We start from the raw sequence: 23,557 nt of genomic DNA on the forward strand, positions 1-23,557 counted from the left end.
GTTTAATTATTTGATAATGATGAATTGATAATGAAGAATTGCCATGTGGCACAAAAGCGTATACTCATTCATAATTCTTCATCCGTCTCCATCTCTCCCTCGAACACCTTGGTTGCCTCTCCCGTCATAAAGACGTGCTTGGTGGCTATATCCCATTCAATGGTGAGTGTTCCTCCATCCATGACGATGATTGATTTTCTTCCGGCACGTCCTGTGAGGAAAGCGGCTACGGCTGTGGCACAGGCTCCTGTTCCACAGGCTTGGGTGACGCCCGAACCCCGTTCCCATACGCGCATCCTTATCTTTCCCTCTTCCAATACTTGGGCAAACTCCACATTGATGCGGTCGGGGAAGAGAGGGTGATTCTCCAGTTTGGGGCCGATAGAGGAGAGGTCTACCTTCGTAATGTCGTTCACGAAGATTACCAGATGCGGGTTTCCCATGGATACGGTAGTACCCGTATAGCGTATGCCGTCTATTTCGATGGGATGTTCTGTCATCGGCTTGTTCCCCTTGCCGTCATAGTTCACGGGTTCGCCAGACGGAATACCCATGTCAACGGTTACAGTGTCTACTTTATCGCCTGTCGCGTGTAGTTTTAGAATCTTGATGCCGGACAGGGTATCGAGTGTGATTTCTGTTTTGGAAGTCAGTTTGTAGTCATAAAGGTATTTGCCGATGCATCGGCTGGCATTGCCGCACATCTTGGCTTCCGAACCGTCCGCATTGAAAATGCGCATGCTGAAATCGGCTTTGTCGGAGCGCCCTATAAGTACCAGACCGTCACTGCCGATTCCCGTATGCGGTGCGCTCCATTTCTTCGAGAGTTTCTCCGGGTTCTCGATAGGATAGCGGGTAGTGTCTACATATATGTAGTCGTTTCCTGCGCCATGCATCTTGGTAAACTTTATGCTTCTTGTCATTTTGTACTTACTTAGTTGGTTGATTATATCCTTTTGTCTTATTTCACTGCAAATATACGACGTTTTGGATTATTTTTATCTATATTGATATCTGTTTTCTATTTATTTCTATTCCTGCTTTCATTCAGTGCAAATATATATGATTTCCCTTTCAATTTAAAAGTATATGATGCTATATTCGTAAAGATTGTAATATAATGCTCTCGTATTCTTGCGGGGGAATAATAAAAATGATTGTTTTATTCGCTTATTACTACCTTTTTGAAATATAAAAGCTGCTTCATTGTTTTCAGAATGAAGCAGCTTGTCTATAATAACTTTCTAAATGTATTGTAAGCTGATGCTTTTACTGTAATATTTCTTGCAGTTCTACGGGGACGTTGGTAGTGATGAAATCCACACCGTGGTCAATCAACCACTTCATGTCTTTGGCATCGTTTACGGTCCAAGCATTTACTTTCATGCCCAAGTCGTGGGACTCTTTAATCCATTCGGGATGTCTTTTGAATACGCTGAAGTGATAGTCGGGTCCGGCGCATCCCCATTCTTTCAGTTCTTTGGGAGAGAGGTCGCCTTCCAGATAATATACCGGAGTTCCTTTGGGGGTAAGACGGATAAATTCTTTGGTGGCGTGTCGCGAGAAAGCGATGTATTCCATGCGGTTCTCCAATCCCATGTCTTTCACCATCTTCACGATACTTTCTACGGCACGTGTTTCCTGTTCGGGTGTCTTGTGGGATTTCAGTTCCAGAATAAGGCGCGTTTTCAGTTGTCCGGCTTTTTCCAAGTATTGCCGCAGGGTGGGGAGTTGCTCTCCGTTGTCCAGTATGACGGCGGTACACTGTTGTGCGGTGGATTTCTGCATATTCACTCCCTTGAAAGTGCTGTCGTGGTTTACTACAAGTTGGTTGTCGGCGGTGAGCCATACATCGAACTCGGAACCGTAACAATTTATGGAGTCGGCTTTCACCAGTGCGGCAATGGAATTCTGTGCCGAACCGTCTGTTTTCCAGAAGCCGCGGTGAGCAATGACTTGGGTGGACTGTGCCTGTGTATAGCCACAAGCGGCAAGTAGCAGGGCGGAAGTGATAATAAGGCTTTTCAGTTTCATGGGCTTTAGAATTAATTATTTTCATCGTTCTTTCGCAAAGGTAGCATAAGCTTACGAATATGAAACAGAAAGTATATTAAAAATCCGTTGCATTTGCCGTGTGGTTACTTTTTTTAAGGTTCAGTCCTTGTAGGCTTCTTCGTGCACACCGGCAACGGCGCGTCCGCTAGGGTCGTTTTTCCCTTGGAATGAGACGTCCCATGCCAATGCTTCGGCGGTGGAACAGGCTACACTCGGTACGCTGGGTACACTGCGGGCGGCACTCTCGCTGGGGAAGTGCTCCTCGAAAATAGTGCGGTAGTAGTATTCCTCTTTGTTCATCGGTGTGTTTACGGGGAAGCGTTCGGAGGCTTTCCGCATCTGTTCATCACTGACGGCAGCGGCAGTGACAGCTTTCAGCGTATCAATCCAGCTGTAACCCACACCATCGGAAAATTGTTCTTTCTGACGCCATGCGACGCTTTCGGGCAGCATATCCGCAAAGGCTTCGCGAACCACTTTCTTTTCAATTTCCTTTCCGGGACACATCTTCGTGGCAGGATTCAGTCGCATGGCTACATCCAGAAATTCTTTGTCGAGAAACGGGACACGTCCTTCCACGCCCCAAGCGGCAAGACTCTTGTTGGCGCGCAGGCAATCGTAAAGGTACAGTTTGGAGAGTTTACGTACTGTTTCTTCATGGAAGGCTTGTGGTGTGGGCGCTTTGTGGAAGTAGAGGTAGCCGCCGAATACTTCGTCCGCACCTTCACCACTAAGTACCATCTTGATGCCCATGCTCTTGATGACACGCGCCAGCAAGTACATGGGCGTGGATGCGCGGACAGTGGTTACGTCGTAGGTTTCGATGAAGTAGATGACATCGCGAATGGCGTCCAGCCCTTCTTGAATGGTGTAGTTTATTTCATGGTGGATAGTGCCGATGTATTGCGCCACTTCACGTGCTTTGATGAGGTCGGGAGCGCCTTTCAAGCCTACTGCAAAAGAGTGGAGTTGAGGCCACCACGCATCTGCTTTGTTGTCCGTTTCAATACGTTTTCCGGCGTATTTCTTGGCGATGGCCGAGATTACGGAAGAGTCCAGCCCGCCGGACAACAACACGCCGTAAGGTACGTCCGACATCAGTTGGCGCTGTACGGCGGCTTCGAGGGCATCATGTACGGCAGAGACCTGAGTTTGGTAGGTTGTGGCATTGACGTCAGGGTAACCAGTATGATAGTTGTCTTTTACGTCAGGGTATTGCATCCAGTCGCGAGTGTACCAGCGGTGCATTTTACCCTCACGTCCCTGGTAATAGTGTCCGGGCAGGAAAGGCTCGTACTCGTCGCAGAAGCCTTCGAGAGCTTTCAGTTCGCTGCCGAAGTAGATGCGGCCTTCCTTGTCGCGGCCTATATATAAAGGTATCACTCCGATGGGGTCGCGGGCTATGAGGTAATCGTCCGTCTCTTCATCGTAGAGGGCAAAGGCGAAGATACCGTTCAGTTCTTCGAGGAAATTGATGCCTTTGTCTTTGTAGAGGGCGAGGATGACTTCGCAGTCCGAACCCGTCTGAAAGGTGTACTTTCCGGCGTAATGTGCACGGATATCGCGGTGGTTGTATATCTCACCGTTGACGGCAAGGATTTGCTTGCGGTCGGGCGAGTACAGAGGTTGCCCACCCGATTGAGGGTCGACGATAGAAAGCCGCTCGTGTGCAAGGATTGCGGAGCCGCCTACATAAATACCGCTCCAGTCCGGTCCGCGATGGCGGATTTTCTGTGCCATTTTTAAAGCTTTACTCCTGAGTTCCGGAGTCTGGGATTTTATGTTGAAAATACCTGCTATTCCACACATGGTTGTAGTTGTTTTAGAAGTTGATATCGGGATGATGTTAGTTGTATCGGGTGAGACTGGCAGTTTCGTCCGTTGGAACGGATTGTTTCAAGCGTTGAAACGAGTCGTTTCACACCGGGGGACAGAAAGTTTCATGCGTTGACACTCTTGGTATCCCTCTTTGAAACTTTTTTCGTTGCCGCAAAACTACCGGTTGAAGTATTGGTCAATCCGCCGGGCTACTTTGCGACCGTCAGCCAGTGCACGTACTACGAGACTTGCACCATTGGCGGCATCTCCCGCCACGAATACATTCTCTGCAAATGTCGGCTGTTCCGGTTTGAGGAAGCCCATAGCCAACAGCACCATATCGGCTTCAATGACTTCTTTCTTACCCGTAGGTTTCATGGTGGGGCGGCCACCGTCTTTTGCCGGAAGCCATTCCACTTCTTCCACTTCCACGCCGCAAACCTTTCCGTTCTTGCCGATGAATCTGTTGGATGCCAGTGACCAGCGGCGTGTGCATCCTTCTTCGTGACTGGAAGTGGTTTTCAGGACAACGGGCCATTGCGGCCAGGGCGTAGCGTCATTGTGGCCTACGGGTGGTTGTGGCATGATTTCTATTTGTGTCACGCTCGTAGCTCCTTGGCGGATGCTCGTGCCGATGCAGTCCGAGCCTGTGTCGCCACCGCCAATGACAAGCACCCGTTTGCCACGGGCATTGACAAGCTGCTCTTTCGGGAATGTCTCTCCGTCGAGGATACGGTTCTGTTGAGCCAGCATATCGAGGGCAAAGTAGATACCTTTCAGTTCACGGCCGGGGATGGTAAGGTCGCGGGCAGTGGGAGTGCCTGTGCAGACGGCGTAAGCATCGAAACCTGCGGGTAGCTTCTGCATATCGATGCAGACACCCATTTCAAACCGGATACCTTCGGCTTTCAGTACATCCATGCGACGGTCTATCACTTCTTTGGGTAGTTTGAAATTGGGAATACCGTAGCGAAGCAGTCCGCCCGGCATCGGTTTGGAATCGAATATCGTGACTTCGTAGCCACAGGCATTCAGTCGTGCGGCAACGCTCAGCCCGGCAGGTCCTGCACCGATGACAGCTATTTTCCAGCCATTGCGTTCGGGGCGGGCAGGCACGATATATCCTTCACGAAAAGCGGCTTCGGCAATGGCTGCCTCATTCTCGCGGATGGTTACGGGAGCATCGCAGGAGAGTTTCAGCACACATGACTTCTCACAAAGTGCGGGGCAGATACGTCCCGTAAATTCGGGGAAATCATTCGTCTCGTTCAGTACTTGATAGGCTTCGCGCCATTTTCCTTTGCAGAGTGCGTCTTGAAACTCCGGTTGCTTGTTGCCCAACGGACATGCCCAATGGCAAAAAGGTACACCGCACTCCATACAGCGTGAGGCTTGGAGCTTGCGGTCGTGACTGTTCAGCGTCTGTTCCACCTGGCTGAAATCTGTGATACGTTCGTGTATCGGACGGTAGCCCGCTTCTTGGCGGGGGATATTTAAGAATGCTTTTGAATCGCCCATGATTGATAAATTGAGAATTAAAAATTGAAAATTAAGAAATAATACTCAGAGAATCGAAAATTAAAAAGAACGTGGAATTTGTAAGTACGCACTATTCTGTATTTTTTAATTCTCAATTCTCAATTTTTAATTTAATAGTCTCTTTGCATATCCGCAATCTTCTGTTGCAGCTTCTTCATCTGTTCTTCTTGCAGCACTTTCTTGTACTCGATAGGGACTACTTGGATAAACTCGTCTACGTAGTGCGTCCAGTCATCGAGTAGGATACGCGCCAGTTTGGAACCGGTGTAGAGATAATGCTGGCGGATGAGTTCGTGCAACTCCTTGCGGTATGAGGTTTCTTCAATGAGGCTTAGTTCCACCATTTCCATGTTACAGAAGTAGTCGAAGTTTCCGTCTTTGTTCCAGACGTAGGCCACACCACCGGACATACCTGCGGCAAAGTTACGTCCCGTCTGTCCGAGCACTACTACACGTCCGCCGGTCATGTATTCGCAGCAATGGTCACCCACACCCTCTACAACGGCTATTGCACCGGAGTTGCGGACGGCAAAGCGTTCGCCTACGCGACCGTTGATATATACTTCGCCGCTGGTTGCACCATACAGAAGGGTGTTTCCGGCAATTGTGTTCTTCTCGGCCTCGAAGTTGCTGCGTACAGGGGGGAGTACGGCGATACGTCCGCCACTCAGCCCTTTGCCCAGATAGTCATTGGCCTCACCTTCCAGCTTGAAGTTGATACCCGGTACGAGGAATGCTCCGAAACTCTGTCCGGCCGAGCCTTTGAACTTGACGTTCAGTGTATGTTCGGGCAGGCCTTTTGCGCCGTACTTGGCGGCGATAGCGCCGGAGAGCATCGCACCGCAGGCGCGGTCGGTGTTGGCGATGGTATATTCGAGAGAAACTTCTTTCTGTTCGTCTACGGCATTGGCGGCGGCATTCAGCATTTCCACGTCTTTTACGCGGTCGATGCCGTGTTGCTGGTTTATGATGTGGCGGATGGCGGCTCCGTTGTCCACACGCGCCAGTACTTTGTCGAAGTTGATGAGTTGATGTTTCTTGATGCCGTCATCCGGTCTGCGGATGATGAGGTCGGTACGCCCGATGATATCATCCAGTTTTTCCACTCCAATCTCTGCCAGATACTCGCGTACTTCGCGGGCAAGGAAGGTAAAGTAGTTCACAAGGTATTCGCTACGGCCGATGAAACGTTTGCGCAGTTCCGGGTTCTGGGTGGCTACACCTACGGGACATGTGTTTTGGTTACACTTGCGCATCATCACGCATCCCAATACGATGAGGGCAGCGGTGGCGAAACCGTATTCTTCCGCACCGAGCATGGCCATGAGTACTACGTCGCGTCCGGTTTTCAGTTGTCCGTCCACTTGCAGCAGCACTTGTCCGCGCAGCCCGTTCAGTACCAGTGTCTGTTGCGTCTCACTCAGTCCGAGTTCGGGCGAGATGCCGGCATATCGGATGGAACTTGCGGGTGATGCGCCTGTACCGCCTTCGGCGCCGGAGATGACGATGAGGTCGGCTTTGGCTTTCGCCACACCTGCGGCGATAGTTCCCACACCGCTTTCGGCTACCAGCTTCACGCTGATTTTGGCTTTCGGATTGACGTTCTTCAAGTCGAAGATAAGCTGTGCCAGGTCTTCGATGGAATAGATGTCGTGATGGGGCGGGGGAGAAATCAATGAAATACCTGGAATGGAGTGGCGCGTGCGGGCAATCACTTGGTCTACTTTGAATCCCGGCAACTGGCCGCCTTCACCCGGCTTGGCGCCTTGTGCCACTTTTATCTGTATTTCGTCGGCATTCACCAGATATTCCGTAGTGACCCCGAAACGTCCGGATGCTACCTGTTTGATGGCACTGCGCATTTCAGTTCCGAAGCGTGCGGCATCTTCACCGCCTTCACCCGTATTGCTTCGCCCGTGCAGTTTATTCATGGCAACCGCCATTGCCTCATGCGCTTCCTGACTGATGGCTCCGAAAGACATGGCGCCCGTAACGAAACGTTTCAGAATGCTTTCCACCGGTTCCACCCTGTCTATGGAAATGGGGTTGTGACGGAAGTCGAGAAAGTCGCGCAGGAAGATAGGCTTTTCTTTCTCATCGACCAAGCGGGTAAACTCTTTGAATTTCTTGTAACTGCCCAGACGAGTAGCTATTTGCAGGGTACTGATAGTCTCCGGGTTCCAAGCGTGCTTTTCTCCGTCCTTACGGTATGCGTACAGTCCTTTGTTTGGCAATAGGGGAGCTTCACCACCATCATTCTTCATGCGCGTTTCTTCCTTTTTCATCGCTTCTCCTTCGTCGTGAAAAGTGATGGCGTCACGTGCCACCTCATCCAAACGGATGCCGCCGATAGCCGATTTTAATCCGCCGAAGTAAGCGTTGCTCAATTCTTCGCTCAGCCCGACAGCCTCGAATATCTTTGCGCCCCGGTAGGAGCGGATGGTGCTGATACCCATTTTGCTCATAATCTTGAACAGGCCTTTGCAAATGGCTTTGATGTAATTCTTCTCTGCGGTGGCATAGTCCAACTGTACCTCTTTCTTGGCAACGAGTTCGTTCAGTACGGCAAATGCCATATAGGGGTTCAGTGCGCTTGCACCGAACCCGAGGAGCAGTGCGGCGTGCATCACTTCGCGTATCTCGCCGCTTTCCACTACCAATGCGGTCTGTACGCGCTTTCCTACCGAAATGAGGTGGTGGTGCACTGCCGATACGGCAAGCAATGAGGGGATGGCGGCATGGACGGTATCTACGTTGCGGTCGGTCAGTACAATGTAGTTCACGCCTTCGGTGACGGACTCTTCGGCTTCCTTGCACAGGCGGTCAAGCGCTTCCTGCAGTCCTGCACGTCCTTTGGAGACTTCAAACAGTATCGGCAGCTTTACAGTCTTGAAGCCTTTATAGCGGATGTTGCAGAGAATATCCAATTGCGCATTCGTCAGGATGGGGTGGTTCAGCCGTACCATTTTGCAATGGCTTTCGTTGGGTGTCAGTATGTTCATGCCCACTGCGCCGATGTACTCGGTGAGAGACATTACCAACTCTTCGCGGATAGGGTCAATAGGCGGATTGGTGACTTGCGCAAACTGTTGGCGGAAGTAATTGTATAGTAGCTGCGGCTTGTCGGAAAGTACGGCAAGCGGGGTGTCGTTACCCATTGCGCTGACAGGCTCGGCGCCGTTGGATGCCATGGGTAGGATGATTTTCTCGACATCTTCTTTGGAGAAGCCGAACGTACGTAGCATACTGTTATAGTTGTCCACGTTGTGGGGCACTTTGCGCCCGCTTTTCAGTTCGTTCAGTTCGATGCGGTTGCTGGCGAGCCAAGTGCGGTAGGGCTTGGCTTCGGCAAGTTGCTTTTTCAGTTCGCCGTCGTAGTAAATCTCGCCTTTTTCGGTATCTATCAAAAGTATCTTGCCGGGTTGCAGACGACCTTTCTCTTTGATGTCGCCCGGTTCGAAATCCATTACGCCGACTTCACTTGCCACTACCATGATGTCGTTGTGCGTAATAAGGTAGCGTGCGGGACGCAGACCGTTGCGGTCCAACATACCACCCGCATAGCGTCCGTCGCTGAAGAGTAGTGCGGCAGGTCCGTCCCAAGGTTCCATGAGGATAGAGTGGTATTCGTAGAAGGCCTTGAGGTCTTCGCTGATGGGGTTCTTTTCGTTGAAGGATTCCGGTATGAGCATTGCCATGGCATGCGGTAGGCTGAGGCCGGACATGACAAGGAACTCCAGTACGTTGTCCAGCGAGGCGCTGTCGCTCATGTTCGGCTGGATGATGGGACGCAGTTCTTTGATGTCGCCAAGGGCGGGAGAGGACAGGACGCTTTCACGCGCTTCCATCCAGCCGCGGTTACCGCGTATGGTATTGATTTCACCGTTGTGCGCCAAGAGACGGAACGGCTGTGCCAGTCCCCACGTAGGGAAGGTGTTGGTGCTGAAACGGGAGTGCACCAGAGCCAGTCCGCTGGTGAAGTAGTTGTTTGTCAGGTCGGGGAAGTAGTTACGTAGCTGTAGGGAAGAGAGCATACCTTTATAGATGATGTTCTTCGTAGACAGCGACACGATATAGAAATCCTCTCGTGCGGCTATATCCGACCTGCGTACTTTGTTTTCTATTCTTTTCCTTATTATATAGAGACGGCGGTCGGCGGTTTCACTGTCCGTAAATCCGGTGATGAAGATTTGTTTGATGTCGGGTTCGTTGGCAAGTGCGGCCTCACCCAGTATTTCGGGGCAGGTAGGCACATTGCGCAGGTGCATCAGCGTCAATCCTTCTTTCTCTATTTCTTCAATGATGATACTCAGGATGGCTGCCCGGTCTTTCTCATCTTTCGGAAGAAAAAGCAGTCCTGTTCCGTATTTCCCTTTTTCGGGAACGGGGATGCCTTGCAGCAGGATGAATTCGTGCGGTATTTGCAGCATGATGCCGGCGCCGTCTCCGGTCTTGTTGTCGGCACCTTCCGCTCCGCGATGACGCATATTCTCCAATACTTTCAATGCGGATTCAACCAATTCATGTGATTTGCTGCCGTGAATGTTCACTAACATTCCCACACCGCAAGCGTCGTGTTCATTGGTGACATCGTACAGGCCCAACTGCATGGGCTGTCGTTGTGCGGGTTGTTTCTTTGTTTTGTTGTTAAAAAGCTCTTTGTTTTCCATTTTTGGTTTACTCTAATTTATGTAATACCTATTTATTATATCAAAATGTTTGGCAAATATAAATATTTAGTTTCAAATTGATAACAATATTCCTCGATTTGTGCCTTGTTAAATACTTACACCGGGGGATGAAGTTATAATCTGATAGAAAATACCCTTTGTTTTCTTCTAATCTTAAATCAGATTTCGTCTGTTTGCTTTAAGATTATAAATTCGACCTTTTGCTTTTAAAATATTATTTTCCTTGTCTTTTTGATAATAAAATAACTTTTTTCTACTCTTTTGATAAATAAATAGTGAAAAGGTTAACTTTATGTTCTAAAGAATATATATCTTTGCAGCGCAAATCAAATACTGATATATTATGTGTGGAATAGTAGGCTATATAGGTCAAAGAAAAGCCTACCCCATTCTTATCAAAGGTTTGAAGCGGTTGGAGTACCGCGGATACGATAGTGCAGGGGTAGCATTAATCAGTGATGACCGACAACTGAACGTGTACAAGACGAAAGGAAAGGTTTCGGATTTAGAAACTTTCGTTACTCAAAAAGATATTTCCGGTAGTATAGGTATTGCACATACCCGCTGGGCTACACATGGAGAACCTTGTTCCGTTAATGCTCATCCTCATTATTCCTCTTCCGAAAGATTCGCTCTTATTCACAACGGTATCATTGAAAATTACGCCGCCCTTAAAGACAAACTCCAAGCCAAAGGCTATACTTTTAAAAGTAGTACCGACACCGAGGTACTGATACAACTCATAGAATACATTCAGGTTATAAACCGCATCGATTTACTGACTGCCGTGCAACTGGCTTTGCAGGAGGTTATCGGTGCATATGCCATTGCCGTGCTCGACAGGGAGAATCCTGATGAGATTATTGCTGCGCGCAAAAGCAGTCCGTTGGTGGTGGGTATCGGGCAGGATGAATTCTTCTTGGCATCCGATGCCACTCCGATTGTGGAATATACGGACAAGGTGGTCTATCTGGAAGATGAGGAGATAGCCGTTATTCGTTACGGGGAGAAACTGAAAGTGGTGAATCTCAAGAATGTGGAGTGCCCGCACGAGGTAAAGACGGTGGCGCTCAATCTCGGTCAGTTGGAGAAGGGCGGTTATCCGCATTTCATGTTGAAGGAGATTTTTGAGCAACCCGATTGTATTCACGACTGTATGCGCGGACGCATTAATCTGGAGGGTACTAACGTGGTGCTTTCCGCCATTATAGATTATAAGGAACGTCTGCTTGCTGCCAAACGTTTTGTAATTGTGGCTTGTGGCACGTCGTGGCACGCTGCGCTTATAGGCAAACATCTGATAGAGAGTTTCTGCCGCATTCCGGTGGAAGTGGAGTATGCTTCGGAATTTCGTTACCGAGACCCGGTGATTGACAGTAGTGATGTGGTGATTGCCATTTCGCAAAGCGGGGAGACAGCCGATACGCTGGCTGCCATAGAACTTGCCAAAAGCCGTGGTGCATTTATATATGGCATCTGTAATGCTATCGGTTCGAGTATTCCGCGCGCTACGAATACGGGGTCTTACATTCATGTAGGGCCGGAAATAGGTGTGGCGTCCACCAAAGCCTTTACAGGTCAGGTAACTGTGCTCACCATGTTGGCATTGACTCTTGCACGGGAGAAGCGTACGATTGATGAAACGCAATACCTCGCCATAGTGAGGGAACTCGGACAGATTCCCGGAAAGATGAAAGAGGTGCTGAAGCTGAACGACCGTATAGCGGAGCTTTCCAAAATCTTCACTTACGCACACAATTTTATCTATCTGGGACGCGGCTACAGTTATCCCGTAGCGTTGGAAGGCGCTTTGAAGCTGAAAGAAATCTCGTACATCCATGCGGAAGGCTATCCGGCCGCCGAAATGAAGCATGGGCCTATTGCTTTGATAGATGCGGAAATGCCAGTGGTGGTTATTGCCACACAGAACGGATTGTACGAAAAAGTACTGAGCAATATACAGGAAATTAAAGCGCGCAAAGGCAGGGTGATAGCGATTGTTACCAAGGGAGATACGGTTATCGGTAAAATCGCTGACATTTGTATCGAACTTCCCGAAACAATGGAATGTCTTGACCCGTTAATAACTACGGTTCCCTTGCAACTGCTCGCTTATCACATAGCCGTATGTAAAGGCATGGATGTAGACCGACCGCGTAATCTTGCCAAGTCGGTAACGGTGGAATGACCGGAAGCGGATGATGTGTATGGGTAAAACAGAGAATGCGTTTGCCCTTGATAGATGATATGTTTTCAGAATATAAATAACGCGTTTTTAAAAGAAGTAATTACTCATTAGTAAATATATAAATGGAACAACTGAAGCATGAATGTGGCGTTGCCATGATACGCCTGCTGAAACCGCTGGAGTATTACGAAGAAAAGTACGGTACATGGATGTACGGGCTGAACAAGCTTTACCTTCTCATGGAGAAACAGCACAACCGGGGGCAGGAAGGAGCCGGACTGGCTTGCGTGAAACTGGAAGCGAACCCCGGCGAGGAATATATGTTCCGCGAACGGGCGCTCGGTTCGGGAGCTATTACCGAGATATTCGATACGGTGCAGAGCAACTTTAAAGACCTGACGAAAGAACAATTGCACGACGCCAGTTATGCAAAGCGTGTGCTTCCTTTTGTGGGAGAAGTGTATATGGGACATCTGCGTTATTCCACCACGGGGAAGTCGGGCATCTCGTACGTGCATCCGTTTCTCAGGAGAAACAACTGGCGTGCCAAGAACCTTGCCCTGTGCGGCAACTTCAACATGACGAACGTGGATGAAATCTTTGCACGCATCACCGCTATCGGCCAGCATCCTCGCAAGTATGCCGATACGTATATCATGCTGGAACAGGTGGGGCACCGGCTCGACCGCGAAGTGGAACGCCTCTTCAACCTTGCCGAAGCCGAAGGGCTGACGGGTATGGGCGTCACGCATTATATCGAAGACCATATAGACCTTGCCAACGTGTTGCGCACCTCGAGCAAAGAGTGGGACGGAGGCTATGTGATGTGCGGGCTTACCGGGAGCGGTGAGACATTCGCCGTCCGGGACCCCTGGGGCATCCGCCCTGCATTCTGGTATCAGGATGATGAAATAGCCGTGCTCGCCAGCGAACGTCCTGTGATACAGACCGCGCTCAACGTTTCCGCTGACAGCATCAAGGAGCTGCAACCGGGACAAGCCGTCCTTATCAACAAAGCCGGTAAGCTCCGTACGGTGCAAATCAATAAGCCGCGTGAGGTGAAACCTTGTTCCTTCGAGCGTATCTATTTCAGTCGCGGCAGTGACGTGGACATCTATAAGGAACGTAAACTATTGGGTGAGAAGTTGGTGCCTAACATCCTGAAAGCCATTGATAAGGATATAGACCATACCGTCTTTTCCTTCATACCGAATACGGCGGAAGTGGCCTTCTACGGAATGTTGCAGGGACTGGACGACTACCTCAACGAGGAGAAAGTCCGGCAGATTGCCGCTTTGGGACATAATCCCAGCCACGATGAGTTGGAGCGTATCCTGTCCCGTCGCATACGAAGCGAAAAGGTAGCCGTCAAAGACATCAAGCTGCGTACTTTCATCGCCGAGGGCAACAGCCGTAATGACCTTGCCGCTCATGTGTACGACATCACTTACGGCAGCCTCGTGCCCGGCGTGGACAATCTGGTTATCATAGACGACAGCATTGTGCGCGGCACTACCTTGAAACAAAGCATAATCGGCATCCTCGACCGCCTCAATCCGAAGAAGATTGTAATCGTAAGTTCCTCGCCGCAAGTGCGCTACCCCGACTATTACGGTATTGACATGGCGAAGATGAGCGAATTCATTGCTTTCAAAGCCGCCATCGAGCTGCTGAAAGAGCGTGAGATGCGCGATGTCATCGAATCCGCCTACCGCAAATCCAAGGAGCAAGCGGGGCTGCCCAAGGAGCAGATGGTGAACTACGTAAAGGAAATCTATGCTCCCTTTACCGATGAAGAGATTTCCGCCAAGATGGTGGAACTCCTGACCCCGAAAGGCACGAAGGCCAAAGTGCAGATTGTATATCAGCCTCTTGAAGGCCTGCATGAAGCCTGTCCGCGGCACCGGGGCGACTGGTACTTCAGCGGTGACTATCCCACGCCGGGCGGTGTGAAGTTGCTGAACGCGGCATTTATTAATTACATAGAACAAGTATATCAATTCTGAATATGAGAAATGTAACTTTAATCCTTGACGACGGGAGCCGCTTCTGCGGTAAGTCGTTTGGCTATGAAAAGCCGGTAGCGGGAGAGGTGGTTTTCAACACGGCCATGTCGGGTTATCCCGAAAGCCTGACCGACCCTTCGTACGCCGGCCAGTTGATGACGCTCACTTATCCGTTGGCGGGCAACTACGGTGTACCGCCTTTCACCATCGAGCCAAACGGGCTGCCTACATTCATGGAGAGTGAACACATCCATGCCGAAGCCGTTATCGTAAGTGACTATTCCGAAAATTACAGCCATTGGAATGCCGTGGAAAGCCTCGGCGACTGGCTGAAGCGTGAGCAAGTACCGGGCATTACAGGCATCGATACCCGCGAATTGACTAAAGTACTGCGCGAGCACGGCGTGATGATGGGGAGAATAGAGTTTAATGAAGAATCGGAGGAGGGAAATGAAGAATTAAGAATGAAGAATGAAGAATCGGGGCGGAAGGATGAAGAATTGCCGGCAGCGGTGTACGAGGGTGTGAACTACGTGGACCGCGTGAGCTGCAAGGAAATCATCCATTACCTGCCCGACGGCACTTCCACCCGTAGCGCAGCCCATTCTTCATTCTTCATTCCTCATTCTTCATTCAAAAAGGTTGTTCTTGTGGACTGCGGTGTCAAGACCAACATTATCCGTTGTCTGCTGAAACGGAATGCGGAGGTCATTCGCGTTCCTTGGAATTACGATTTCAACGGGCTGGAGTTCGATGGCCTGTTCATCTCCAATGGACCCGGCGATCCCGACACCTGTGATGCTGCCGTACAGAATATCCGCAAGGCGATGCAGAACGAAAAGCTGCCTATCTTCGGTATCTGTATGGGCAACCAATTGCTCTCCAAAGCCGGAGGAGCCAAGATATACAAGCTGAAATACGGACATCGCAGTCATAATCAGCCGGTGCGCATGGTGGGTACGGAACGCTGCTTCATCACCTCGCAGAATCATGGCTATGCGGTGGACAACAATACGTTGGGCGAAGACTGGGAACCGCTTTTCATCAATATGAATGACGGCTCCAACGAGGGTATTCGCCATAAGCGCAATCCCTGGTTCTCCGCGCAGTTTCATCCCGAAGCTGCCAGCGGACCGACGGATACGGAGTTCCTGTTCGATGAGTTCGTGAAGTTGCTATAAGGGTTTGACAGGTATCGAAATGTGGTTTGATATACGTTAAAACTTCGTTTGATGTACATCAAAAAAGATTCGGATGCCTGTGAAAACCGATTGTTGGTATAATCAAATTTAGACAAATGAAAGAAAACAATATAAAGAAAGTCCTGTTGCTTGGCTCCGGCGCACTGAAAATCGGTGAGGCGGGAGAGTTTGACTATTCCGGCTCGCAGGCGCTCAAGGCATTGAAAGAAGAAGGTATCCATACCGTACTTATCAACCCGAACATCGCTACGGTGCAGACCTCTGAAGGTGTGGCCGACCAGATTTACTTCCTGCCCGTTACCCCTTATTTCGTGGAGAAAGTTATCGAGAAAGAACGCCCCGACGGCGTTATGCTCGCTTTTGGCGGACAGACGGCGTTGAACTGCGGCGTGGAGCTTTACAAGAAGGGTGTTTTTGAGCAATACGGTGTAAAGGTGCTCGGTACTCCCGTGCAGGCTGTCATAGATACGGAAGACCGTGAGATATTCGTCCGGAAGCTGGATGAAATCAATGTAAAGACCATTCAGAGCGAGGCTGTGGAGAATGCCGAAGATGCCCGTCGCGCCGCTGCGGAACTGGGTTATCCGGTGATAGTGCGTGCAGCCTATGCGCTGGGCGGACTGGGGTCGGGCTTCTGCGACAATGAGGAAGAATTGAATGTGCTGGTGGAAAAGGCTTTCTCCTTCTCTCCGCAAGTATTGGTGGAGAAATCCTTGCGCGGCTGGAAAGAAGTGGAGTATGAGGTGGTACGCGACCGTTTCGACAACTGCATAACGGTCTGCAATATGGAGAACTTCGACCCGCTGGGCATCCACACAGGGGAATCTATCGTGATTGCTCCGTCGCAGACATTAAGCAATACGGATTATCACAAACTGCGTGAACTGGCTATCCGCATCATCCGCCATATCGGTATTGTGGGCGAGTGCAATGTACAGTATGCCTACGACCCGGAAAGCGAAGACTATCGTGTAATAGAGGTAAATGCCCGCTTGAGCCGTTCGTCTGCACTTGCCTCTAAGGCAACGGGTTATCCGCTCGCTTTCGTAGCCGCCAAACTCGGATTGGGCTACGGGCTTTTCGACCTGAAGAATTCCGTTACCAAGACTACCAGCGCATTCTTTGAGCCGGCGCTGGACTATGTGGTTTGTAAGATTCCCCGTTGGGATTTGGGCAAGTTTCATGGCGTAGATAAGGAACTGGGTTCAAGCATGAAGTCTGTCGGCGAGGTCATGGCTATCGGACGTACTTTTGAAGAAGCTATTCAGAAGGGGTTGCGCATGATAGGACAGGGGATGCATGGCTTTGTGGAGAACAAGGAGCTGGTTATCCCCGATATCGATAAAGCGCTCCGCGAGCCTACGGACAAGCGTATCTTTGTCATCTCCAAGGCTTTTCGTGCCGGATATACCGTAGAACAGGTGCATGGATTGACAAAAATAGACCGCTGGTTCTTGGAGAAACTGATGAATATAATGAACACCAGCAAGGAACTGCACGAGTATTCGGAAGCTGTCTGCCATTCAACAGCCGCCTGTCATTCGGAGCGCAGCGGCGACTCTCTGCCCCTTGCGCTTTCAAAGGAGCAGTTTCTTCACTCCGTCCGGAATGACAAAACAGCGCGGGAGCTGTTACGCAAGGCCAAGATACAGGGCTTCTCCGATTTGCAGATAGCCCGCGCTCTCGGTTTGGAACGCTATATGGATAGCGAGGACGGCATACTTGCCATACGTGCGTTGCGCAAGAGCATGGGTATTCTGCCCGTAGTGAAACAAATAGATACCCTTGCCGCCGAATATCCCGCGCAGACCAACTATCTGTATTTGACGTATAGCGGCATTGCCAATGATGTGCATTACCTGGGCGACCGTAAGTCTATCGTTGTACTCGGTTCGGGCGCGTATCGCATCGGCTCCTCGGTAGAGTTCGACTGGTGCGGTGTACAGGCATTGAACACTATCCGCAAGGAGGGCTATCGCAGCGTGATGATTAATTACAATCCCGAAACCGTATCCACGGACTACGATATGTGCGACCGCCTCTATTTCGACGAACTCACCTTCGAGCGTGTCATGGACATCCTCGAGCTGGAAAATCCGCATGGGGTAATCGTTTCTACGGGCGGCCAGATACCGAACAACCTTGCCATGCGTCTTGATGCGCAGAATGTGCCCATCCTCGGCACAAGCGCCAAGAGCATTGACAACGCCGAAGACCGGGACAAGTTCTCCGCCATGCTGGACCGTATCGGTGTAGACCAGCCCGAATGGCGGGCGCTTACTTCACTGGAAGACATCAACGCTTTTGTCGATAAGGTGGGATTCCCGGTGTTGGTTCGTCCCAGTTACGTGCTATCCGGTGCGGCAATGAACGTTTGCTCCAATCAGGAAGAGCTGGAACGCTTCTTGCAGTTGGCGGCAAACGTATCGAAGAAGCATCCGGTAGTCGTGAGCCAGTTCATAGAGCATGCCAAGGAAGTGGAAATGGATGCCGTAGCGCAGAATGGGGAAATCATCGCGTATGCTATCAGCGAGCATATAGAGTTTGCCGGCGTACATTCCGGCGATGCCACTATCCAGTTTCCGCCGCAGAAGCTTTATGTGGAGACGGTACGTCGCATCAAGCGTATCAGTCGGGAGATTGCCCGGGAACTGAATATCTCCGGTCCGTTCAATATTCAGTATCTCGCCAAGGACAACGACATCAAGGTGATTGAATGTAACCTGCGTGCCAGCCGTTCGTTCCCGTTCGTAAGCAAGGTACTTAAAATCAACTTTATCGAACTGGCTACGAAAGTGATGCTCGGCATTCCTGTACAGAAGCCGGACAAGAACCTCTTCGACCTCGATTACGTAGGAATCAAGGCCTCTCAGTTCTCCTTCAACCGCCTGCAAAAGGCAGACCCTGTACTGGGTGTGGATATGGCGTCTACGGGCGAAGTGGGGTGTATAGGCAGTGACACTTCCTGTGCCATTCTCAAGGCGATGCTCTCTGTCGGTTATCGTATTCCGCAAAAGAACATCCTGCTCTCTACCGGTACTCCGAAACAGAAGGTGGATATGCTTTCCGCAGCTCGTATGCTTCAGAAGAAAGGATATAAACTGTTTGCCACCGGTGGTTCAAGCAAGTTTCTTACGGAGAATGGTGTGGAGAATACCCGCGTCTATTGGCCGAGCGAACCCGATATGCAGCCGCAGGCACTCGAAATGCTGCACAAGAAAGAAATTGATATGGTGGTGAATATTCCAAAGAACCTCACCGCGGGCGAGTTGGACAACGGCTACAAGATACGCCGTGCCGCTATCGACCTCAATATTCCGCTGATTACGAACGCACGTCTGGCAAGCGCCTTTATCAATGCCTTCTGTACGATGACACCGGATGATTTGGCTATCAAGTCTTGGGAGGAGTATAAATAACAGTCCATTACTGTTTGTTTCTTTTCAGGTACGGATTTCACGGAAAGAGGATAAGTAAATCCGTGTAATCCGTGTCTGAAAGAAATCATCCGGTGCATTTTGGCTTCTTGTTTTTATAATAATCGTTATTTCAGCAGCGTACCCGTCGCCTTTAAATAAGCGACATAGTTCAAGTACAGCCGGAAATGTGTATCTACTTTGGTTTCGTACGCTTGCTGCCACATGGCTTGCGCTTCCAGATGGTCGGACAGTGTTTCCAGTCCCACATCATATTGGCTGCGGCTCACTCTCATATTCTCTTCCGCCTGTTGCAGGGAACGTTCGGCGATGGAGCTTTCCAGCCGGGCTTCATCGAGGTTGTTGGCGGCTTGTGTAAGTTCCAGTAACATCTGTTCGTTCATATTCTCCTGTTCAAGGCGGGTTTGTTCCAGTTTGGCTTTGGCCGCACGTACTTTGCCGGTACGTTCGCCGAAATGGAAAAGAGGTACGCTTACGTTCAGGAGAACGGAGAAACTGCCCTTATCAAACAAATTCTGATTGTTCACTTCCAGGCCGTGAATATAGTCGTATGAACCTTTTACACCGATTTGGGGCAGTAACTCGCTGCGGTTTAACTTAACCTGTTGCTTGGCAATGGCTACTTGCTGATTCAGTATGGCATATTCGGGACGGGCGGAGATATCCGATATCTGCAGTTGGATGTCCTGTTCCACTTCGGGAAAACTGTCGGAAGTCCGTATGTCCGTGCCCAAAGGCTTGCCGATGTAATGGCAGAGATTCATGGTTGCCAGACGGAGCGCATTGCCGGCCTTGCGGATATTAAGTTCGCTCTCATTCAGTTTTACCTGCACTTTCAGCACATCGTTCCGGGGCTTCAGACCATGCTTATGGGCGCTCTCAACATTCTTCATCAATTCTATAAGCACGGCGTTGTACTTCTCGGCCACTTTCTTCATCTCTTTGGCTTTGATGACCTGCGCATAGGCTTGGTCTGTTTTCACGATAACCTCCGAGGCTGTCAGCGTTTCGTTCATCCGCGCCATTTCTTTGCCCAATAAAGACAGTTTGTAGGCCGCACGAATTTTGCCGCCCATATACAGCGGCTGTTCTATTTGTACACCGCCCATATATACCATGCCTATCTTATAGTTCAGGTCTACTCCGGGGAAATAGGCGAAACCGTTGTTGGGCAGAAACTGTCCTGCGGCATCGGGCAGGAAAGTGGGCAGATTGCCGCCGGCTATGCCGAAGCTGCCGTCCGCCGTACTGTAAATACCCGTTCCGCTGAGGGTGAAGTTGGGGAAGAAATTACCTTTGTAACTCTTTGCGGTGTAGCGCGCGCTTTCCGTTTGCTTGGCGGAGGCCGCCATCTCTTTATTGTATTTCAACGCCATTTCCCTGCATTGCTCCAAGGTAAGCGTCTCCTGTGCGGAGATACCGGCAGAGAACAGCAGAGAGGTGAGGATGATTATTTTCTTTTTCATCATTGTTCGTTTTTTATATGAAAGAATAATGCATACAGGATGGGGATGAAGAGGAGCGTTATCAGCGTTCCGAATGTAAGGCCGCCCATAATGGAAGCCGCCAGCGAACCGAACATGGCATCGGGCAGCAGCGGTATCATGCCTAAAATGGTAGTCAGCGCCGCCATTGTCACAGGACGGAGACGGCTTTGGGCGCTGTCCACCAATGCCGTAATCGGTTCTATCCCCTGATTCAGTTGAAGAGTGATTTCATCCATTAGCACGATGCCGTTCTTGATGAGCATACCTATCAGTCCCAGTGTGCCCACAATTGCTACGAAGTTGAACGTTTTACCCGTAAGCAACATCACCGCCACCACTCCCACAAGAATCATGGGGAGACAACAGAAGATGATAATCGGTTTGCGGTAGTCCTTGAACAGCATAATCAGGATGGCAATCATCAGTATGATAGCCAGCGGGAAGTTCTTGAACAAATATTTCATGGACTGGTCGCTTGCATTCTTTTCTCCTTGCCAATGCAGGGTGTAGCCGTCGGGCAATTCTATCTGCTCTATCTTTTGTGCAATGGTTTGCCGCGCTTTTTCCGTTTCTATGCCGGGAGCGGGCGAGCATTGCACACGCTGGCTGCGCTGTCCGTTGTAGCGTGGCACTACGGGATCTTCCCAACGGATGTCTATGCTCTTGCTGATTTGTTTCAGCGGAGTACTGCCCATGAGGCTTTCCACCAGCTCTTCTTTACTCAGGGTACCGGCTTTCAGCTTGACCATGGTTTCTTCATTCAGCAGTCCGTTCAGAGAGGGAAGGGCGGAGAATACCTGTGTGTTGCCCAAGTCTTCTATCGGCCGCCCTTGCTCGTCCAGACATTTCATATAGATATTGTCGCGGTGTATGCCTTCGTAGAAAGAGCCGATAGGTATGCCGCCGTTCACGGAAAGGAGAGACATGCTTACGTCGTTACGGCTGAGGCCTGATGCCCGGGCTGCCGCCTGATCGTATTCAATGGAAAGTACAGGTATCTGCGGTTCCCAGTCGGTGGTGATGAGACATACTTCCGGGGTATTCTCCATAATGCTCCGTACACTGTCCGCCAACTGATGCAGCACGGCGGGATCAGGCCCCATGAATTGAGCTTCGATGGGGTACTTCTTGAACATCAGGTTGTAGCGTTTCAGTTTCACATAGGCATCGGGATAATGCCGTGTCAGGTAGTCCTGTATTTCATCCATATTGTCTACCAGGGCGTCCGGTGAGGTGAAGTCGATAATCAGCTCGCCGTAAGACAGCGACGGATTGGCGATGCTGCGCACCAGATTGTAACGCCCCGGTGTGCCGCCTATGGAAGCGGTGACGTGGGTAATCTCCTTGCGTGTTTTCAGATAGGCTTCTATTTCCCTTAAATCTCTTGCCACACGGGTGGAGTTATTGCCCTCGGGCAATTTGTATTCCATATATAACTGGTCGTACACCATATCCGGGAAGAACCCCTGACGCATATATCCGTAGCCGAATATGGAAAGCCCTAACAGAGCCGCCATTGCCAGTACAAAGCTCCAACGGTGTGCCAGTCCGAAATATAGGGCGGTGCGCAACAAGGCATAGGTACGCCCTTTGTATTCACGTTTTCCGGTAGCGCTGACTTCTACTGTGGGGTGCAGCCTGCGATTGGCCATTAGGGGTACGTGCACCAATGCCAGTACCCAGCTTAGCAGCAGGGAGACAGCCAGCACAATGAAAAGGTCGCGGGTGTACACTCCGGCGGTGTCCGGTGACATGAAGATGGGAAGAAAGGCGATGATGGCTATCAGGGTGGCTCCCAGCAGAGGCATCGCTGTCTGGCGGCCGATGGCGGTCATGGCTTCCATACGGCTCTTCCCGGCTTTCAGGTCTACCAATATGCCGTCCACGATGACGATGGCGTTATCCACCAGCATACCCATGGCCAACACGAAGGCGGCCAGCGATACGCGCTGCATGGTTCCGCCCGCCGTTTGCAGGAACAGGAAGGAGCCGAATACGGTGACAACCAGACTGATTCCGATAATGACTCCGCTCTTGAATCCCATAGCCAGCATCAGAATGACTACAACGATAATGACGGATTCAATCAGGTTGATTACGAAAGTCCCCAAAGAAGCTCCTACACGCTCCGGCTGATAGAACACTTTGTGGCACTCTACACCGGCGGGCAGGCGGTTTTCTTTCAGCTGCGCCAGTTTCTTCTCTACGGCGGCGCCGACTTTTACAATATCCGATCCGCTGGCGGCCGCGACAAGAATGCCTTGCGCCCGTTCGCTGTCGAAGAACAGTTCGTTGCGGGTAGGTTCTTCGTATCCTTTTTCGATACGGGCAATGTCGCGCATACGGAGTTGGTCGTCGTCATGTCCCTGAATCAGCATATTGCCTATGTCTTCTACCGTCTTGAATTTATCGCTGACAGTGACGCGGATGCGGTTGTCTCCGTTGTCGTAATAACCGCTGTATGTAGTCTTGTTCTGTCCGTTCAGGGTAGTGAGAACTTCGGCAGGTTTCACGCCGAGGTTTGCCATGCGGTCTTGCAACAGGGAGATGTTGATACATTCGGGACGTTTGCCGTACAGCTCCACTCGGTCTACGTCTTCCATGTCACTGATTTCCCGCTTGATGAGTTCGGCATAGTCAGACAGTTCACGGTCGGACAGTCCGTCGCCTGTCAGTGCATAGAACATTCCGTACACATTGCCGAAATCATCTTTGACGATAGGGGTACCCGCTCCGTCGGGAAGCAGGGCGCAAGCGTCGTGTACCTTGCGGCGCAACATGTCCCAGCATTGCTCCACCTCTTCATCCCGGGTGGTAGTGGTCAGTTCTACCTGTATCAGCGAAAGGTCGTTGTAAGAGTAGCTTTCCACATTGTCTATGTTTCCCATGCTGCGGATGCTCTTTTCCAGCACATCCGTCACTTCCAATTCCACTTGGTGGGCGGATGCTCCCGGATATGTGGTCACCACCATGGCAAGTTTCACTTTAATTTCCGGGTCTTCTAGTTTACTCATCTGGTAGCAGGAGAGAATTCCGCCGATAAGCAGCACCGTCACCAGAAAATAGATAAGGTTACGGTTCTTAAATGCCCATTTACTTATATCCATATAACTGATATTTTAGATGTAAATCAA

At 50.4% G+C, this 23,557-nt stretch carries 11 protein-coding genes; 4 read left to right on the plus strand and 7 right to left on the minus strand.

Annotated elements, in window-relative coordinates; genetic code table 11:
* Positions 1–68: 68 nt before the first annotated feature.
* The 5 genes from dapF to gltB all read right to left on the minus strand — a co-directional run bounded on the left by dapF (position 69) and on the right by gltB (position 10,082).
* A complete protein-coding gene (gene dapF, locus BHV73_RS06535) occupies positions 69–923 on the minus strand; it encodes a diaminopimelate epimerase (protein ID WP_087412023.1) in 855 nt (284 codons plus the stop codon).
* A gap of 346 nt (positions 924–1,269) precedes the next feature.
* Positions 1,270–2,034, minus strand: coding sequence for a glycerophosphodiester phosphodiesterase family protein (locus tag BHV73_RS06540; RefSeq protein ID WP_022217911.1), 765 nt, complete (start codon positions 2,032–2,034; stop codon positions 1,270–1,272).
* Between the two features lie 120 nt (positions 2,035–2,154).
* Positions 2,155–3,864 (minus strand): asparagine synthase B, encoded by a 1,710-nt coding sequence (asnB, locus tag BHV73_RS06545; protein WP_087412022.1) that lies wholly within the window; start codon positions 3,862–3,864, stop codon positions 2,155–2,157.
* Positions 3,865–4,050: 186 nt separating this feature from the next.
* Positions 4,051–5,391 carry a glutamate synthase subunit beta gene (locus tag BHV73_RS06550; protein ID WP_087412021.1) on the minus strand — a complete coding sequence of 447 codons (1,341 nt, stop codon included), beginning with the start codon at positions 5,389–5,391 and terminating at the stop codon, positions 4,051–4,053.
* A 131-nt stretch (positions 5,392–5,522) separates the two neighbouring features.
* Positions 5,523–10,082, minus strand: a complete 4,560-nt coding sequence (gene gltB, locus BHV73_RS06555; protein WP_087412020.1) for a glutamate synthase large subunit — start codon at positions 10,080–10,082, stop codon at positions 5,523–5,525.
* Positions 10,083–10,446: 364 nt separating this feature from the next.
* On the opposite strand from gltB, the gene glmS reads away from it, so the two are divergent.
* The 4 genes from glmS (at position 10,447) to carB (ending at position 18,918) form a co-directional block, all read left to right on the plus strand.
* Positions 10,447–12,291, plus strand: coding sequence for a glutamine--fructose-6-phosphate transaminase (isomerizing) (gene glmS / locus BHV73_RS06560; RefSeq protein ID WP_087412019.1), 1,845 nt, complete (start codon positions 10,447–10,449; stop codon positions 12,289–12,291).
* A gap of 122 nt (positions 12,292–12,413) precedes the next feature.
* A complete protein-coding gene (locus BHV73_RS06565; RefSeq protein ID WP_087412018.1) occupies positions 12,414–14,297 on the plus strand; it encodes an amidophosphoribosyltransferase in 1,884 nt (627 codons plus the stop codon).
* 2 nt (positions 14,298–14,299) lie between these two features.
* Complete coding sequence (gene carA / locus BHV73_RS06570) at positions 14,300–15,478, plus strand: glutamine-hydrolyzing carbamoyl-phosphate synthase small subunit (protein ID WP_087412017.1); 1,179 nt, start codon at positions 14,300–14,302, stop codon at positions 15,476–15,478.
* A gap of 116 nt (positions 15,479–15,594) precedes the next feature.
* Positions 15,595–18,918 (plus strand): carbamoyl-phosphate synthase large subunit, encoded by a 3,324-nt coding sequence (gene carB / locus BHV73_RS06575; protein ID WP_087412016.1) that lies wholly within the window; start codon positions 15,595–15,597, stop codon positions 18,916–18,918.
* Between the two features lie 125 nt (positions 18,919–19,043).
* Here carB and BHV73_RS06580 read toward each other — a convergent pair whose 3' ends face one another.
* Positions 19,044–20,405: a TolC family protein gene (locus BHV73_RS06580; protein WP_009123337.1), complete on the minus strand. Its 1,362-nt coding sequence runs from the start codon at positions 20,403–20,405 to the stop codon at positions 19,044–19,046.
* Positions 20,402–23,530: an efflux RND transporter permease subunit gene (locus tag BHV73_RS06585; protein ID WP_087412015.1), complete on the minus strand. Its 3,129-nt coding sequence runs from the start codon at positions 23,528–23,530 to the stop codon at positions 20,402–20,404. Before BHV73_RS06585 ends, BHV73_RS06580 begins: the two co-directional genes overlap by 4 nt.
* Between the last annotated feature and the right edge of the window lie 27 nt (positions 23,531–23,557).

The organism is Bacteroides sp. 44_46 (assembly GCF_001915465.1).
Classification (GTDB): Bacteria; Bacteroidota; Bacteroidia; order Bacteroidales; family Bacteroidaceae; genus Bacteroides; species Bacteroides clarus.

Excerpts from the sequence above, each read along its gene's own strand:
- BHV73_RS06550 (WP_087412021.1), bottom strand. The coding sequence starts at position 5,391 with ATGGGCGATTCAAAAGCATTCTTAAATATCCCCCGCCAAGAAGCGGGC.
- BHV73_RS06585 (WP_087412015.1), bottom strand. The coding sequence starts at position 23,530 with ATGGATATAAGTAAATGGGCATTTAAGAACCGTAACCTTATCTATTTT.
- carA (WP_087412017.1), top strand. The coding sequence starts at position 14,300 with ATGAGAAATGTAACTTTAATCCTTGACGACGGGAGCCGCTTCTGCGGT.
- glmS (WP_087412019.1), top strand. The coding sequence starts at position 10,447 with ATGTGTGGAATAGTAGGCTATATAGGTCAAAGAAAAGCCTACCCCATT.
- BHV73_RS06580 (WP_009123337.1), bottom strand. The coding sequence starts at position 20,405 with ATGATGAAAAAGAAAATAATCATCCTCACCTCTCTGCTGTTCTCTGCC.
- carB (WP_087412016.1), top strand. The coding sequence starts at position 15,595 with ATGAAAGAAAACAATATAAAGAAAGTCCTGTTGCTTGGCTCCGGCGCA.
- asnB (WP_087412022.1), bottom strand. The coding sequence starts at position 3,864 with ATGTGTGGAATAGCAGGTATTTTCAACATAAAATCCCAGACTCCGGAA.
- dapF (WP_087412023.1), bottom strand. The coding sequence starts at position 923 with ATGACAAGAAGCATAAAGTTTACCAAGATGCATGGCGCAGGAAACGAC.
- BHV73_RS06540 (WP_022217911.1), bottom strand. The coding sequence starts at position 2,034 with ATGAAACTGAAAAGCCTTATTATCACTTCCGCCCTGCTACTTGCCGCT.
- BHV73_RS06565 (WP_087412018.1), top strand. The coding sequence starts at position 12,414 with ATGGAACAACTGAAGCATGAATGTGGCGTTGCCATGATACGCCTGCTG.
- gltB (WP_087412020.1), bottom strand. The coding sequence starts at position 10,082 with ATGGAAAACAAAGAGCTTTTTAACAACAAAACAAAGAAACAACCCGCA.